This window comes from Acinetobacter sp. ANC_7553, assembly GCF_056779895.1.
In genome coordinates, this window is the sequence record NZ_JBWYIV010000013.1 from 46,919 (window position 1) to 62,998 (window position 16,080).

Genomic DNA, 16,080 nt, shown 5'->3' on the forward strand with positions numbered 1-16,080 from the left:
GGGTTTTAGATACTATTTTTTCTTGCGTTTTAAGCGTTTTTTGGCTTGTTGATCAGCAACTGCATCCAAAGCTTCTTTGAGCTCTTCATCGTTAAATGAAGTGATATGTTGCAACATTTGTAAGGTTACATCATCTAGTACCAAGTTGGCATATTGAGCAACCTCTTTGAATTGTGCATCAAAGACTATTGCGCCTTCTTCGTTATTACTGATATAGCCTTGTTGAGTCAGAACTTTGATAAAACTTTGGAAGAGCGCTTTATCAAAGAATTCAGGTGAGTTGAACTCATAAAGTACAGATAAACGCTGACCTAATAGATGGCTTAAATCTTCGACCTGCTTGGTCGTAATATTTCCAGAGCCACGTTGAGTAATTAGGGCAAGTGTCATGTAGTAGCGTTCAATACTTTGCTTCACTGGAGCAGCAAGCACGACTAACTGATTGTGTTGTTCAGAGTTAGGTGCAGGGCTACATAAATTTCCATGTTCATCAATCGTAATCAACTGTGCTTCTACCAGACCTTGAACATAGTTACAGATCTGTTCTTTAAGCTCATCCGTATTCCACTTAAGGAAAAGTTCAGCTTTCAAGAATGGATAAAGTGTACGAATGACATTAATCAAATCGCCCTGTGAAATTTTACCATTGTGCTCGACCATCGCAGCAATCAGTGATGGCAAGACATAAGCATGCAAAATATTATTGCGGAAATATGTCAGTAATACTGCTTGACCATCTTCAATCGCAATAATATCGCCAAGGACATGTTTTACACGCTTAATCAACTTGAGTTTTAAACCATAAGCAATGATTTCTTTACCAGACAGTGGTGTGATTTGAACTCGATGATCATAAGGTAAAGCTGTTAGAAGATTTCGATAGGTATCTAACTGTTTAATACAAATCTCTTCATCAAGCGTGTGCTTGGAAGTCGATAAAAGAATAAGTGACAATAACGAAACTGGGTTGATAACAGCAGCACGGTTAATATTTTCAAGAATTGCATTTGCTGAGGTGTTGACTGCATCAGAAACTTCTTGAGGAATCGGGTCATCATTCTTCTCAATTTTGATATGTTCAGCACCATGCTGTTTCAAAATCTCATCAAGGAAGACGGGTTCACCAAAGTTTACGTGTACTTTACCGAAGATGCGTTCAATCTTTCTTAAGGTTTGTAAAATACCAAAGATAGATTCGGCCTCTTTAGGCTTACCATTCATTTCACCGACGTAAGTTGCACCTTCCATCAGGCGTTCATAACCAAAATAGGTCGGGACAAATACAATAGGTTTAGCACGACCACGCAAATGACTATGCACAGTCATTGCCAACATACCTGTTTTCGGCGGTAATAAACGTCCAGTACGTGAACGTCCACCTTCAATAAAGTATTCTAATGGCGTGTTTCGCGATAGGATACTGTATAGATATTCTTTGAATACAGTGGTGTATAACGCATTTCCACGGAAGGTTCGACGTATAAAAAATGCACCGCCACCACGTAAAAGCTGACCAACGAATGGCATATTCAGGTTATCACCTGCAGCAATGTACGGTACCATCATCCCACGCTTATAAATCACATAAGAGAGTAATAGGTAGTCAATATGGCTACGATGACAAGGTGTATAAATAATTTCGTAGTCTTTCGCTAATTCACGAACTGTATTGAAATTATGTACTTCTACGCCGTCATAGAGTTGAGTCCAAAGACGCGTCAGGGCTTGTTCTGCAAAACGTACTGTTGCATGAGAATAGTCTGATGCAATTTCATTCACGTAGCCGATCGCACGGCGCTCAGCTTCAATCAAACTGATTTTAGAGCGAATACTTTCTTTGCGAATTCCGTCCTGAACATCTTGAGATTTAATCAATGATTGCATCACGTTTCGACGATCTGACAAATCTGGACCTAATACAACTTCACGCTGACGATCTAGATAATCATTGAGTTGATTGACGATATATGTTGCAGGAGACAAGTTTGGATGTGTTACACGTGCGTAATCTACCAATTCGCGCAGTGATTTTGGTTCATGAAATTCAAGAAAAGATTGGCGACCATGTAAACCAATATTCATCAGTTGTTTAACAGTACTTGGCGTTGCCCAAGTGTCCGTAAATAGCAATTTAAATAATGAATCTTCTTTGTCCGGTGAGCGGCCCCACAATACAGTCACAGGTATAAGTTCAATGTCAGTATCTGGATGCTTATCCAATATCTCGATCAATCTGAGGAGACGAGGTGGAAATGCATGGGGTGGCGGATTAAGTAAGTTTGTTTCATCTTGGTGTTGTAAAAATAATACAGCAGCTTTCTCTTTATGGTCCCCGATCATGAGTGGGTCAAGTGCTGGCGCGAGATTTAATCGACGAGTTTCGCCGTCAACCACTAACGCATTACTACGCGAGTAATTTTGTAATACATAGCACACCACTTTTTTGTGAGTCGTATTATTTTCAGTGGGTGGTGTTGAAGGTTGGGTTTCAGTAGGAACCTCTCCAAGAACATGCGGTGTTACTACGAGGTCAAGCAACTTACTGGAAAGTCGACGATACATTTGACCAAAGCCATTCTTGGACATACATACTCCTAGCCAAAGACGAATTTCGCATGACGCGAATGAAGGCAATTATTTTCTTAAATCTGTGATCAAAACAATATGTCATTTTCTAACAAAATGCACAGAATTTGGATGAATTTTCGTTAATAATCGTATTTTTAGCCAAAATATCAAATTTGTTTTATGACAATATAGTCAAGCAAAGTTTAGTTGTTTACTCGGAAATTATGGCAATATAAAGATTGAGTCATTAAATTGGAAAATCTGTTTAAGTTCAACAGGCCCAATTTAATGTCGTAGCAATGAAATATATAGGTCCGATATGAATCAGCTCACGCAAGAACTCGTAGATTTACTCACGCTAGAAAGACTTGAAGAAAACATTTTTAGAGGCAAAAGCCAAAATTTGGTTGGCAAACGTGTCTTTGGTGGGCAAGTTCTAGGTCAAGCGTTACGTGCTGCTTCATATACAACTGATCGCCCTGCACACTCATTGCATGCATATTTCTTATTTGGTGGGGATGTTAATGCACCCATTATTTATGAAGTAGATCGAATCCGTGATGGACGTAGTTTCGTGAGTCGCCAAGTTCGTGCGATTCAACATGGCAAGACGATATTCATGTGTATGGTATCTTTTGCAGACCAAGAAGAGGGTCTCAATTATCAAGTTGCTGAACCAGAATACCCGCCAGTAGATGGGCTAAAATCTGAAGCTGAACTCAAGAAAATGATTGTCGATTTCGTACCAGAGAATGTGCGTGCCAGCTTTATGCGTGATCGTCATGTTGAAATTAAGCCTGTAATGCCAGTCAATCCATTCCAACCACAACCTGAAGCGCCGTCTTACGCGCACTATATTCGTACACACGATCGTTTGGCTGATGATGTAGATGAAAATGCATTACATCAGGCGATCGCTGCTTTTTATTCAGACTTTACTTTGATGACAACTGCACTACGACCACACGGACTCAGTTATATTTCACCGAGTTTACAATGTGCCAGCATTGACCATACCATGTACTTTCATAAACCATTTCGTGTAGATGATTGGATGCTCTATGACATGGAAGCAACGATTAGTGCAAGTTCTAGAGGATTGAACTTTGGAGGAATGTGGCAAAATGGACAATTGGTCTGTAGTACAGTGCAAGAAGGTCTAATTCGAATTCGTGAAATCGAAACGCAATAAGATAATTGATCCATGCTTCAAGCCAAATCTTCAGATTTGGCTTTTTAGTTCATATTTGTATTTATAAATTATTCGTTTCGGTTGCAAAGCTAACAAGAAAAAATGATCGATTCTTGAAGTCGCTCATGGCATAGTGCGACTAATAAATCAAAATGAAAAGCACAGGACATGAGTCTAAATACGCAAATTTTAATTGCTGCAATTTTAGGTGTGGCTTTTGGCATCTTGTTAAATGTATTCCCTGATACAGTATTTTTTAACGGAAGTTTATATGGCTTAGGGATTGCCAGTAGTATTTTTATTGGTCTACTTAAACTATTACTGATTCCTCTAATTTTTAGTTCTATTGTTGTCGGAGTTTCCAATCTGCAGACTGGTGGCCAACTTGGTAGAACTTGGAAAATTACCCTTGCTTGTTGTGTCACAACCACAACGTTGGCGCTGATTTTGGGGCTTGCGTGTGCGCATCTTTTTGAGGTCGGGAAAGGTGTAGACATCACTATTTTTCAAGAGACCATGAATCAGCATCAGACGCCTGATACTTTGACGCCCTCGAGTTTTTTTACCAACTTTATCCAAAATACACTAATAAACCCGTTTAAAGCATTTGCTGAAGGTAATGTGTTAGCCGTTGTCGTTTTTGCACTTTTAATTGGGGTGGCTCTCGTTAAAGGTGGTGAAAAATTTAAAACAGTGAAAGCGTTGAGTCAGCAATTTTTTGAAATCATGATGTTGATGATTGGTTGGGTGATGAAGCTCGCACCAATAGGGATTTTTGCGTTACTGGCAAAGTTAATCGCGACGGAGGACCTATCTGTTCTGAGTCGATTAGCAGAATTTGCAGCAGTAGTCACGGGAACGACCATCTTTCATGGCCTAGTTGTTTTGCCTTTGTTGCTCTGGATTTTCGGGAGAATGAATCCAATTACATTTTTTAAGGGAACACGAGCAGCCTTGATTACGGCGTTTGCTACTAGCTCAAGTTCCGTAACCATGCCGCTATCAATGAAGTGTGCTCAGGAAAATTTAGGAGTAAGACCCCAGACTGCAGGATTTGTGATCCCTCTCGGGACACAGTTGAATATGGATGGGACGGCATTGTATGAGGCTGCGGCGGCGCTGTTTATTGCGAATTTAATGGGGCTTGACTTAACGTTAGGACAACAATTGATTGTGTGTGCGACAGCAATGATTGCATCTTTAGGGGCACCAGGTATACCTAGCGCAGGTATGGTTACCATGATTATGGTTTTACAATCAGTTGGACTCCCGGCAGAAGCAATCGCGATATTATTGCCGATTGACCGTTTGTTAGATACCGTTAGAACAGTGGTGAATGTGCAGGGGGATATGATGATTAGTGTTGTTGTAGATCGTTACACGAATCCTGATCATGAACCTATTGAAAAAAATACAGCTTAAAAGATTAGATCAGATATAAAAAAAGCAGGGATCACCCTGCTTTTTTATTGAATACATTATGCAACTTTCAGTGCTGCACGTTCCGCTGCTGGTGACTGATTTAGATAGTTGATCGCATCTTCAGTTTTTGCTTCATGAACAGGGTCATACCAAGGCATTAAATAGCCGAGTTGTTGAGAAACAAGCCAGAATGGGTGAGGAAGTAAACCATTGTCTTTTTGGGCAATTCGTGCCCATTCACGCCAAATCCAAGGTTTGTAAACAGCTGGTTTAATTGATTTAAAGCGAGGGTCTTGACCCATAATATGAGCAGCACCATCAACCCATAAACCTAATACAGCAGCAATCACAACTACACTTTGATAATAGCGAGAAATATAACCACCGCCAAGATGACGATATAAGTCAAATGCAACGGTACGGTGTTCAATTTCCTCAGCACCATGCCATTTTACGAGATCGAGCATATTGGCATCAGCACCCAATTCTCCCCATTTTTTGTTGTACAAGGCATATTTGCCGAGGACACAAGTCATATGTTCAACAGTAGCAATAATACCTAATCTAAATAAATCCCACTGATGATCTAAGGCTTTTGGGACGTTTAGACCTAAAGGTTTATCCGCTAAAAGTTTTCCAAAAAGAAAGTCCATGATATCGAGGTTACGTTGAATATCGATATGACGTGCGCTGAGATATTCTTTATTTGCTGAATTATGTGCTTGAGCGTGCATCGCTTCTTGGCGAATAAAAGCTTTCACATCTTCTGCAAGTTTTTCATCAGTAATTTTGGGTAATACTTTGTTGTACAGACGACAAAACCAAAATTCGCCTGCTGGTAAGATATTGTTAATTTCATTGATAAAATAACTAACGAAAGGCTGATTTGGAACCCAATCTACTGGTGTATCCGCCCACTCAAATTTAACTTTACGAGGTTTGATGTGATACTCAATAGAAGATCCAATCTTACTATTTCTTAATCGAGACAATAATTTCATCACACTTTCCTGAATTTTTGTTGTGATTATCATTTTTCAGTATAAAAAAATGCCCTCAAATAACCTTAGCATTTGAGGACATTGATGTATCAATTAGTGAATGTAATGATTTAACCATTCAGTAGGGTAGATACTATTCAGCTTTGTTGGATTCTAGTTCGGTTGTTTCGCTTGGTGATTCATCATCTTGTTGAATATCATGATCAAAATCTTCATCGATGTCTGATTCACTTACTTCAGGAATTGCACTTAGATCAAATCCGTTAGGTTGCTCAAGCGTAAAATTTAAACGACCAGCAATAACGCTTGCGAGTTCTTCAAGACCTTGCTTATTGAGGGATGAGAACAATTGGATAGAGAAGTTAAGCTTCATTTTCTTTAATTGAGCTTTGACTTCTTGCAATGCTTTAGAAGCTGGACCACGATTTAACTTATCTGATTTTGTTAATAAAACATGGACAAATAATTTACGTGAATAAGCCCATTCTAACATCATGACATCGAAATGTTGTAAAGGGTGTCGTATGTCCATTAACAATACAAGCCCTTGTAAACTTTCACGATGAATGAGGTAGTTTTCAAGCTCTTTTTGCCAAACGATTTTCATGCTTTCAGGTACAGCAGCATAGCCATATCCAGGAAGATCAACTAATCTTTGTTCGGCATTGCCCATGCTAAAAAAGTTAATCATTTGTGTGCGACCAGGTTTTTTAGACGCACGTGCAAGTTGTTTTTGATTAGTTAATGCATTAATCGCACTCGATTTACCAGCATTCGAACGACCTGCAAAAGCAATCTCATAACCTGTGTCTTCTACACATAAATTCAGTTTTGGTGCACTCATTAAGAATTCGGCTTTGCGCAACCAGTTGAGCGCTTGAACCGAATATTCAGTAATCGCTGGATCGGCTTTTTTCTCATAGCTGATCTTTTGCTTTGGGGCATTTGACGCCTTACTGTTTTTCGACTTTCCTCTGCTGTGATGCATAGCTCAACTTCAATAACTCAATTTACAATCAGCTATTATAAAGGAAGTCGCGCATGCAAGCGAATACTCAATCGAATTGAGTCAATCTATGGTGTAACTTGGATGAAAGGAATGGGTGAATCTGAATTGAATTTTATACCTGAGGTGGGTATAACATCCTTCAGTTTAAATTGATCTAAATGCTGATAAAACTGTTGGACTGCATGATCTAAAATGCCTTTCAAGCCACAGTCACTTCTTAATACGCATGGCGGGTTATGACACTCTACAATTTGCTGATCGCCTTGAAGTGTTCTCACTAAAGTCCCTAATGAGATATTCAGAGTTTGAGGGGCTAGACGTATACCGCCACCTTTGCCTCGACTGGTCATTAGCCAATTTTGTTTTGCCATAAAGTGAACGATTTTCATGACATGGTTTTCTGAGACCTGCAATTGGTTTGCCAGTTCTGCAATGGTATAAGGCAAGTCGCGAGGTTGTGCGACATACATCAATATACGCAGCGCATAGTCGGTAAATTTATTCAGTTGCATAGATCATCATAAAAGATAGCTTATTTCCATCTTAACATTGAAAGCCCCGTGAACGGAGCTTTCAATGATCTCTTAAAATCTTATTTCGGTTAAAGATTTAGATGAATTAATTTTTTAGTGGTGCAGATACCTCAACCACATCACCTACTTGATAGTGGTTTAATAAGATATTTGCCACAGAATATTCAGTTGCTTCATCTACCGCTTTTACTGTGATTTGATACTGATCAGCTTGTGCAACATCAAAGCTAAATTGTTGTGGTTGGCGCATCTCTTGCCCCGGTACTTGGACTCGCACCGAAATATATTCACCTGCTTCAGCCGTCGCAATGGTGTGACCGTCTTTGGCAGCTAAAGTGAAGGTTTTGGTGTTAGCTTCAGCTTCAATCGCTGTAATTTTAAATTCACGCCAGCCAGCCCAACCACCATTTTGTGCAGTCAAAGCTTCATATTTTGATTTTTCGACACCAATTAAAATGTCTGCCAATTGCATATACGCGGCTTTCCAAGCAGCAATCAGATCAGAGTCCATTGGCACATCTAATACTTCGCTGATTGAATGCAGAAGGTTTTCACCCACAATCGAGTATTGATCCGCTTGAATGTCTAAACTTACGTGTTTAGTGGTAATTCGCTCAATCGCTTTTGCCAAAACTGTAGGATTTTCAATATTTTCAGCATATGCCAAAACAGCAGCAGCTAAAGCACGTGGCTGACGACCAGTACTTTGATGATCCATGTTAAATGTATTTTTTAACTCGGGGTTGTTGTTCAGCATGCGATTATAGAAATAGGTCGTAAGAGCAACACCATTCTCACGCAGAACGGGAACAGTCGCTTTTACAAGTTCAATATGTTGTGGCGTCATGAGCTTCAACTTTGGCTTTATTAAAAGATATATTTAAAATACATCTTTTAGGGTCGAGCTGCAATATGACTTGCATAGAAAACCTTAAAATAATTATGGGATATTAAAATATCCCATAATGAAGTTAAAAATGATGGGTAAAGGGAGGACTATTTTTTTCCAAATAATGAGCCTAGTAGACCGCGGACGATTTTTTGTCCAGTGCTTCCGCCGAGGCTTCGTGCAGCGCTTTTAGCAAACGTACCGACAATATCTTGGGTGAGTTTTTCACGTTGTTTGGCTGCACGTTCTGCTTCTTTTTGTTGTTCCCGGGCAAGGCGTTCTTGTTCTTTGACTTGCTGTTTTGCGAAAGCTTCTTGCTCTTTAGCAATTTGCTTTGCGTAGGCCTCTTGTTCCTTAGCCTGTTGTTTTGCTAATGCTTCTTGTTCGGCTTGTTGTTGACGCTGAACTACTTTGTTTTGCAGCGTTTCAAAAGCACTTTCTCGATCAAGTACTTGCTCATAAACACCTGCAACCACACTGTTTGTCATGAGCGTCTTACGCTCTTCAAGCGTGATAGGTGTAAAAGATGAATATGGGGGCATAACCCAACCGCGTTCAACCATTTGTGGCGTACCTTTCTCATCTAGACAGCTAATCAGCGCTTCACCAACTGCCAACTCCGTAATAGCATCTTGTACTTTGAATGCAGGATTTGCTCTAAAAGTATCAGCTGCAGTTTTTACTGCTTTTTGATCTTTTGGTGTGAAGGCGCGAAGTGCATGCTGAACACGGTTGCCCAGTTGTCCTAAAACACTTTCAGGTAAATCCAGCGGATTTTGGGTGACAAAATAAATACCTACTCCCTTAGAGCGGATTAAGCGTACCACTTGTTCGATCTTTTCTTGCAAACCAGGGCTGGCATTGTCAAACAGTAAATGAGCTTCATCGAAGAAAAATACCAATTTCGGTTTATCCATATCACCGACTTCAGGTAATTGTTCAAACAGTTCGGAAAGCATCCACAGTAAGAAAGTCGCATACAGCTTTGGGATATTCATTAATTTATCGGCAGCGAGCAAATTAATATTACCGTGACCTTGTGCATCGGTTTGGATAAAATCCATGAGGTCTAATGCAGGCTCACCAAAAAATTGATCACCGCCTTGATCGGACAGTGCTAGCAAATTACGTTGGATTGCACCCAAGCTGGCAGGAGAAAGATTGCCGTATTCTGCTTTAAAGTCAGCTGCATGCTCAGTCACATAAGTGATCATCGCCTTGAGGTCTTTAAAGTCGATCAGTAATAAACCTTGATCATCCGCGATGCGGAAAATCGCAGAAAGCACACCTTCTTGGGTGTCATTCAAATTCAGCATTCGGGCTAAAAGCAATGGACCAATTTCTGATACTGTAGTCCGAATCGGGTGACCTTGTTCGCCAAATAAATCCCAAAAAACCACAGGTGATGCGCTAAATGGGATTGATTCAATATTGAGGCTCTTGATGCGTTCATCAAATTTTGAATTGCTTTCACCTGCTTTGGCAAGGCTAGAGACATCACCTTTTGCATCGGCTAAAAATACCGGCACACCAATACGAGAAAAGTTTTCTGCCAAGACCTTTAAAGTGACTGTTTTGCCTGTTCCTGTTGCGCCGGCAATCAAGCCATGTCGGTTTGCCAGTTGCGAATGTAAAACAATCTCTTGGGATGTATCTGAGGTTTTTTTTGCGATGACAATTGGTGTGCCCATAATTATTCCTTTTTATTCGATCTTTTGTTGTTGCATTATTTTGAGTGCTTGTTGAATATCTTCTATCAAATCTTGCGGATGTTCCAGTCCTATACAAAAACGAACCAATATTCCTTCTTGTAAATGTGGATGTGCAAGCTCACGCATTTGATCAATTTGATAGAGCATTACTAAACTCACTGGGCCACCCCAGCTAAAACCTAATTTAAACAGGTTAAGCGCATCACAAAAATTGCGTATATCTTGAAGATTATATTTTTTATCAAAAATTACACTGATTAAACCTGCGCTTAATTCTGATAGGCAAACTTCTTTCCAAAAAGTATGACCTGCAGATTTTGGATTGGCAGGGTGCAATACTTGTGCAAACTCATTTTGCTGTTGAAGCCAGTTTAATAAAGTTAGCGCTGATTTAGATTGGTGCGTATAACGGAGTTCCATTGAAGATAGGCTGCGCTGAATCTGTGCGGTGTCATCGCCTGATATAGAAATTCCTTGAATTGCATGCATGCGAAATAGCTTGTGGTATAAATCCTTGTTTTTTGTTACGACACTTCCCATGAGAATGTCACCACCACCGCTTGGATATTTGGTGAGTGCATGGATGGTAATATCGACTGCTAAGTGTTCTGTACCAAAATCAAAAGCATTAAAAGCTAGACCCGCTCCCCAAGTATTATCAAGTGCGGTAAGCATCTTATGAGCTTGAGCTTTTTTCACCAGATTCGTTAAATCTGGAAATTCAAGTGTTACAGATCCTGCAGCTTCTAACCAAATTAACTTAGCTTTATCACTGGGTTTAAAGCTCTCAATATCAATCGGATTATAGACCTTAACGACAATACCATAACGTGATTCTAGGTTTCGCAAATGCTCCATATTTGGACCGTAAATATTGTCCGCGACCCAAACTTCATCACCATGTGCTAAAAAACAAGAATTCACCAAGTTGATTGCAGAGAGTCCGCTTGGTGCAAGTAGACAGTATTCTCCGCCTTCTAATTGTGCAATATTGTCGCCTAGCGTAAACGTGGTAGGGGTGCCATGCGTTCCGTAACTATAGTCATAAGGATCGGTCCAATGGCGATTGAAAAGAGCATCGGTATTTTCAAAAATGATCGTTGATGCGCGATAAATAGGGGGTTGAATACTATTTAAAAGTTGAGGTGCTTTTCTAGGGCTATGTATGAGTTGAGTTTGCGTATTTATTTTCACAATTTACCTGTATAAACCGTCATTTTATAACTAACAAAACATACTACTAAAAAACTGCATAGCTGTGCTTTGTTTAAAATTATTTAACAACCTATAGGTTGGCTTCATTTTTGCAACTGCTAGTGCAATATAAGAAAAGTTCGGGTTGGAAAATGAAGCCATTAAAAGTGCATTACTTTCAGCATATTGCTGGTGAAGGGTTCGGAAGTTGTTATGAATATTTAAAATCAATTGGAGCACAAATTAGTGCTACGGAATTTTTTGCCTTACCTGTTGAGATGGCATTAGAAATCGAGGCGTTACCAGCAATTGAAGATATTGATTTACTCATCATCATGGGTGGAGCAATGAGTGTAAATGATGAGGCTAATTATCCATGGCTAAAAATAGAAAAAAGATGGATCCGTCGATATTTATCACTAGGCAAGCCTGCAATTGGTTTGTGTCTCGGAGGTCAGCTTATAGCCAATGCTTTGGGAGCAAGTGTACGTTTAAATGAGCAACAAGAGTTAGGTTGGACTAAAGTCTTCAGAACTCAACATGGTTTATCAGATTACTTTGAAATACCTAAAGAATTGGAAATAATGCAATGGCACAGTGAGACTTTTGAGATTCCTAAAGGAGGCGTCAGACTGGCTGAAAATAATGTGTGTGCAAACCAAATGTACCAAATTGGAAAGAATGTGCTGGGTTTTCAGTTTCATCCAGAAATAACGCCGAAAGTTTTACAAATGTATATTGAGAATGAAGAGCATGAGAAGGTATTTTCTGGCGCTTATGTACAATCTTTAGATACCTTAAAACAAACAAAAAAAACTAAGTTCCAAAAAGGGAATGAATTGCTGATCGATGCAATTAATTATGTATTGGGGTTCGGGCAGGGTGTACAAAAGAAAGCCGCCAACGCTTAACCGTAAATTGAGAAAAAATGATAAATAGGTTTGCTTAACAGTTAAACAATCGTTATAATGGGCGACCCTTTGATATTAAGGGCTAAACAACGTTGATTGTTGTTTAGATCGTTACAGTCGTGGCATCGATCACGACCTTAGTGATTTTCACTGCCTCTGACACTTGCCTTGTTTTCGGACAGGGGGAGATGCGTCATGGGTGATTCTTTATATATTTGGCTTGGAGTTTACTGGTATGTCTAACCAGAGAATCCGTATCCGTTTGAAGTCTTTTGATCACCGTTTAATTGATCAATCTTCTCAAGAGATCGTAGAAACAGCAAAACGTACTGGTGCACAAGTTTGTGGTCCAATCCCGATGCCAACTCGCATCGAGCGTTTTAACGTTCTAACTTCACCGCACGTTAACAAAGACGCGCGTGATCAGTATGAAATCCGCACTTACAAGCGTTTGATCGACATCGTTCAACCTACAGACAAAACTGTAGATGCATTGATGAAATTAGATCTTGCAGCTGGTGTAGACGTTCAGATCGCATTGGGTTAAGGCTTTCGGTTAATTAACACTCTAAGTTAATTAAGCCGCTTTTTTAGAGGTTTATGCACATGGCTATTGGTTTAGTCGGTCGCAAGTGCGGTATGACACGTATCTTTACAGATGCTGGTGTTTCTGTACCTGTTACAGTGATTGAGGTTGATCCTAACCGCATCACTCAAATCAAAACGCTTGAAACTGATGGTTATCAAGCGATTCAAATCACTACTGGTGAACGTCGCGAATCTCGCGTTACTAATGCTCAGAAAGGTCACTTCGCTAAAGCGGGTGTTGCTGCTGGTCGTTTAGTTCAAGAGTTCCGTGTTACAGAAGCTGATCTTGAAGGTCGTGAAGTTGGCGGAACTATCGGTGTAGATTTGTTCACAGTGGGTCAAATCGTTGACGTAACTGGTCAGTCTAAAGGTAAAGGTTTCCAAGGTGGTGTTAAGCGTTGGAACTTCCGTACTCAAGACGCTACTCACGGTAACTCTGTTTCTCACCGTGTTCTAGGTTCTACAGGTCAAAACCAGACTCCTGGTCGCGTATTCAAAGGCAAAAAAATGGCTGGCCATTTAGGTGCTGAACGCGTAACTACACAGGGTCTTGAAATCGTTGCTATCGATACAGAGCGTTCAGTTCTTGTAGTTAAAGGCGCGGTTCCTGGTGCTACCGGTGGTGACGTAACTGTTCGTCCTACTATCAAGGCTTGAGGGGAAATAACGTGAATTTAAATACTGTTTCCGGCTCTGCTGTTGAATTATCAGAAGTTGCGTTCGGTCGTGAATTCAATGAAGCTCTTGTACACCAAGTTGTTACAGCTTATTTAGCTGGTGGTCGTCAAGGTTCAAAAGCTCAGAAATCACGTGCAGACGTTTCTGGCGGTGGTAAAAAACCATTCCGTCAAAAAGGTACTGGTCGCGCTCGTGCTGGTTCTATTCGTAGCCCAATCTGGGTTGGCGGTGGTAAAACTTTTGCTGCTCGTCCACAAGACTGGTCTCAAAAAGTAAACCGTAAAATGTATCGCGGTGCTATGCAATGCATCCTGGCTGAACTTGTTCGTCAAGATCGCTTAGTTTTAGTTGAAGAGTTTGCTGTAGCTGCTCCAAAAACTAAAGAATTGCTTGCAAAACTTAACGACTTGAATGCTACTCGTGCATTAATCGTTACTGATGCTGTTGATGAGAACTTGTATCTAGCTGCTCGTAACCTTCCACACGTTGATGTGGTTGATGCTGCTGCTATCGATCCTGTTAGCTTGATCGCGTTCGATAAAGTTGTTATGTCTGTAGCTGCTGCTAAGAAAATTGAGGTAGAACTCGGATGAACAACGAACGTATCTATCAAGTCCTAAAAGGACCTGTATTCTCAGAAAAAGCACAAGTTTTAGGTGAAACTGCTGGTGTTCAAGTGTTTAAAGTTGCTATCGATGCAAACAAACTTGAAATCAAAAAAGCAGTTGAACAATTATTTGGTGTAGAAGTTGTTAAAGTTAACACGACTATCACTAAAGGTAAGACTAAACGCTTTGGTAAAACTATCGGACGTCGTTCTGATGTTAAAAAAGCATACGTCACCCTGAAAGCTGGCCAAGATGTAGAAATGGCTGACTTGGGCGATACCGCTGAAAGCACAGCGGAATAAGGACGAGAATTATGCCTATTCAAAAATGTAAGCCAACGTCACCAGGACGTCGCTTTGTAGAGAAAGTCGTTCACGACCATCTTCACAAAGGTGCGCCTTATGCTCCGTTGGTAGAAGCTAAAAAACGTACTGGTGGTCGTAATAACAACGGTCACATTACTACACGTCACGTTGGTGGTGGTCATAAGCAACATTACCGTATTGTTGACTTTAAACGTAACAAAGATGGCATTCCTGCGACTGTAGAGCGTATCGAATACGATCCTAACCGTACTGCACACATTGCATTAGTTTTGTATGCTGACGGTGAGCGTCGTTATATCATTGCGCCTAAAGGTCTACGTGCTGGTGATAAAGTTCAATCTGGTAACGATGCTCCAATTCGTCCAGGTAACTGCTTACCACTTCGTAACCTGCCTATCGGTTCTACTCTTCACAATATCGAGCTTAAAATCGGTAAAGGCGCTCAATTAGTGCGTTCTGCTGGTGCTTCTGCTCAGTTATTGGGTCGTGACGGTTCTTACGCAATTATTCGTCTGCGTTCTGGCGAAATGCGTAAAGTACACGTTGAATGTCGCGCAGTTCTTGGTGAAGTTTCTAACCAAGAAAGCAACTTACGTTCACTAGGTAAAGCTGGTGCTTCACGCTGGCGTGGTGTTCGTCCTACCGTTCGTGGTATGGCGATGAACCCGGTAGATCACCCACATGGTGGTGGTGAAGGGCGTAACAAAGGTATTCAACCTGTAAGCCCATGGGGTCAAAAAGCTAAAGGGTACAAGACACGTACCAATAAGCGTACGACTAAGATGATCATTCGCGACCGTCGCGTTAAGTAACAAGTAAAGGAATCTGACAATGCCTCGTTCTCTGAAAAAAGGCCCATTCGTCGATGCGCACTTGTTCGCTAAGGTTGAAGCGGCTATCGCGGCTAATAACCGTAAGCCGATCAAAACTTGGTCGCGTCGTTCGATGATCCTCCCGGATTTTGTTGGTTTAACAATTTCTGTACACAATGGTCGTAACCATGTTCCGGTAATCGTATCTGAGCATATGGTTGGTCACAAGCTTGGTGAATTTGCACCGACTCGTACTTACCGTGGTCACGGTGTTGACAAGAAATCTAAACGTTAATAGGTGCTATGATGGAAGTAACTGCTAAATTACGCGGTGCCGCTATCTCGGCACAAAAAGCTCGTTTGGTTGCAGACTTGATTCGCGGCAAATCTGTTGCGCACGCTCTTAACATACTAAACTTCAGCAACAAAAAAGCTGCAGTTTTAGTTAAGAAAGCGTTGGAATCTGCGATTGCAAACGCTGAACATAATAACAGTTTAGATGTAGACGATCTTAAAGTTTCTACGATCTACGTTGATGAAGGCATGAGCCTTAAACGTATTTTGCCACGTGCTAAAGGTCGTGCAGATCGTATTACTAAGCGTACTTGTCACATCACCGTTAAGGTAGGGGTTTGAT

Annotated in this window: 17 protein-coding genes; 10 read left to right on the plus strand and 7 right to left on the minus strand. The window is 40.6% G+C overall.

The genetic code is table 11. The features are described 5' to 3' along the window. Nucleotides 1-12: 12 nt before the first annotated feature. Nucleotides 13-2,586 (minus strand): glycerol-3-phosphate 1-O-acyltransferase PlsB, encoded by a 2,574-nt coding sequence (gene plsB / locus AC1M9I_RS11195; RefSeq protein ID WP_035265057.1) that lies wholly within the window; start codon nucleotides 2,584-2,586, stop codon nucleotides 13-15. A gap of 301 nt (nucleotides 2,587-2,887) precedes the next feature. Here plsB and AC1M9I_RS11200 point away from each other — a divergent pair, with 301 nt between their 5' ends. Both AC1M9I_RS11200 and AC1M9I_RS11205 read left to right on the plus strand, forming a co-directional pair. After that, on the plus strand, nucleotides 2,888-3,760 hold the full coding sequence (locus tag AC1M9I_RS11200; RefSeq protein WP_481611054.1) for an acyl-CoA thioesterase: 873 nt from the start codon (nucleotides 2,888-2,890) through the stop codon (nucleotides 3,758-3,760). Nucleotides 3,761-3,928: 168 nt separating this feature from the next. Continuing rightward, entirely contained in the window at nucleotides 3,929-5,182 is a 1,254-nt protein-coding gene (locus AC1M9I_RS11205) for a dicarboxylate/amino acid:cation symporter (protein ID WP_035265062.1), read from the plus strand. A gap of 56 nt (nucleotides 5,183-5,238) precedes the next feature. On the opposite strand, the gene AC1M9I_RS11210 is transcribed toward AC1M9I_RS11205, so the two are convergent. From AC1M9I_RS11210 to AC1M9I_RS11235, 6 genes are all read right to left on the minus strand, one after another. Continuing rightward, nucleotides 5,239-6,183 carry a metal-dependent hydrolase gene (locus AC1M9I_RS11210; protein ID WP_035265065.1) on the minus strand — a complete coding sequence of 315 codons (945 nt, stop codon included), beginning with the start codon at nucleotides 6,181-6,183 and terminating at the stop codon, nucleotides 5,239-5,241. A 133-nt stretch (nucleotides 6,184-6,316) separates the two neighbouring features. Then, a complete protein-coding gene (gene yihA / locus AC1M9I_RS11215; protein ID WP_035265068.1) occupies nucleotides 6,317-7,171 on the minus strand; it encodes a ribosome biogenesis GTP-binding protein YihA/YsxC in 855 nt (284 codons plus the stop codon). Nucleotides 7,172-7,257: 86 nt separating this feature from the next. Next, nucleotides 7,258-7,704 carry an RrF2 family transcriptional regulator gene (locus tag AC1M9I_RS11220; protein WP_481611055.1) on the minus strand — a complete coding sequence of 149 codons (447 nt, stop codon included), beginning with the start codon at nucleotides 7,702-7,704 and terminating at the stop codon, nucleotides 7,258-7,260. Between the two features lie 106 nt (nucleotides 7,705-7,810). Next, nucleotides 7,811-8,572, minus strand: a complete 762-nt coding sequence (locus AC1M9I_RS11225) for a globin domain-containing protein (protein ID WP_481594893.1) — start codon at nucleotides 8,570-8,572, stop codon at nucleotides 7,811-7,813. A 149-nt stretch (nucleotides 8,573-8,721) separates the two neighbouring features. After that, nucleotides 8,722-10,305, minus strand: coding sequence for a helicase HerA-like domain-containing protein (locus AC1M9I_RS11230; RefSeq protein ID WP_481611056.1), 1,584 nt, complete (start codon nucleotides 10,303-10,305; stop codon nucleotides 8,722-8,724). 12 nt (nucleotides 10,306-10,317) lie between these two features. After that, nucleotides 10,318-11,520 carry a PLP-dependent transferase gene (locus AC1M9I_RS11235; RefSeq protein ID WP_481594891.1) on the minus strand — a complete coding sequence of 401 codons (1,203 nt, stop codon included), beginning with the start codon at nucleotides 11,518-11,520 and terminating at the stop codon, nucleotides 10,318-10,320. Nucleotides 11,521-11,672: 152 nt separating this feature from the next. Here AC1M9I_RS11235 and AC1M9I_RS11240 point away from each other — a divergent pair, with 152 nt between their 5' ends. The 8 genes from AC1M9I_RS11240 to rplV all read left to right on the plus strand — a co-directional run bounded on the left by AC1M9I_RS11240 (nucleotide 11,673) and on the right by rplV (nucleotide 16,079). Then, entirely contained in the window at nucleotides 11,673-12,431 is a 759-nt protein-coding gene (locus AC1M9I_RS11240; RefSeq protein ID WP_481593797.1) for a type 1 glutamine amidotransferase, read from the plus strand. Between the two features lie 235 nt (nucleotides 12,432-12,666). Continuing rightward, nucleotides 12,667-12,978 carry a 30S ribosomal protein S10 gene (gene rpsJ, locus AC1M9I_RS11245; RefSeq protein WP_004725677.1) on the plus strand — a complete coding sequence of 104 codons (312 nt, stop codon included), beginning with the start codon at nucleotides 12,667-12,669 and terminating at the stop codon, nucleotides 12,976-12,978. 59 nt (nucleotides 12,979-13,037) lie between these two features. Continuing rightward, entirely contained in the window at nucleotides 13,038-13,676 is a 639-nt protein-coding gene (rplC, locus tag AC1M9I_RS11250; protein WP_035265091.1) for a 50S ribosomal protein L3, read from the plus strand. An 11-nt stretch (nucleotides 13,677-13,687) separates the two neighbouring features. Further along, on the plus strand, nucleotides 13,688-14,290 hold the full coding sequence (gene rplD / locus AC1M9I_RS11255; protein ID WP_035265093.1) for a 50S ribosomal protein L4: 603 nt from the start codon (nucleotides 13,688-13,690) through the stop codon (nucleotides 14,288-14,290). Further along, on the plus strand, nucleotides 14,287-14,607 hold the full coding sequence (rplW, locus tag AC1M9I_RS11260; RefSeq protein ID WP_035265097.1) for a 50S ribosomal protein L23: 321 nt from the start codon (nucleotides 14,287-14,289) through the stop codon (nucleotides 14,605-14,607). The genes rplD and rplW overlap by 4 nt, the downstream gene beginning before the upstream one ends. Before the next feature lie 11 nt (nucleotides 14,608-14,618). Further along, nucleotides 14,619-15,443 carry a 50S ribosomal protein L2 gene (rplB, locus tag AC1M9I_RS11265; RefSeq protein ID WP_481611057.1) on the plus strand — a complete coding sequence of 275 codons (825 nt, stop codon included), beginning with the start codon at nucleotides 14,619-14,621 and terminating at the stop codon, nucleotides 15,441-15,443. Between the two features lie 19 nt (nucleotides 15,444-15,462). Further along, the gene (rpsS, locus tag AC1M9I_RS11270; protein WP_004281508.1) at nucleotides 15,463-15,738 is read left to right on the plus strand and encodes a 30S ribosomal protein S19; all 276 of its coding nucleotides are present in this window, start codon (nucleotides 15,463-15,465) and stop codon (nucleotides 15,736-15,738) included. A gap of 11 nt (nucleotides 15,739-15,749) precedes the next feature. Next, nucleotides 15,750-16,079 carry a 50S ribosomal protein L22 gene (gene rplV / locus AC1M9I_RS11275; RefSeq protein ID WP_035265103.1) on the plus strand — a complete coding sequence of 110 codons (330 nt, stop codon included), beginning with the start codon at nucleotides 15,750-15,752 and terminating at the stop codon, nucleotides 16,077-16,079. The last annotated feature ends 1 nt before the right edge of the window (nucleotide 16,080 follow it).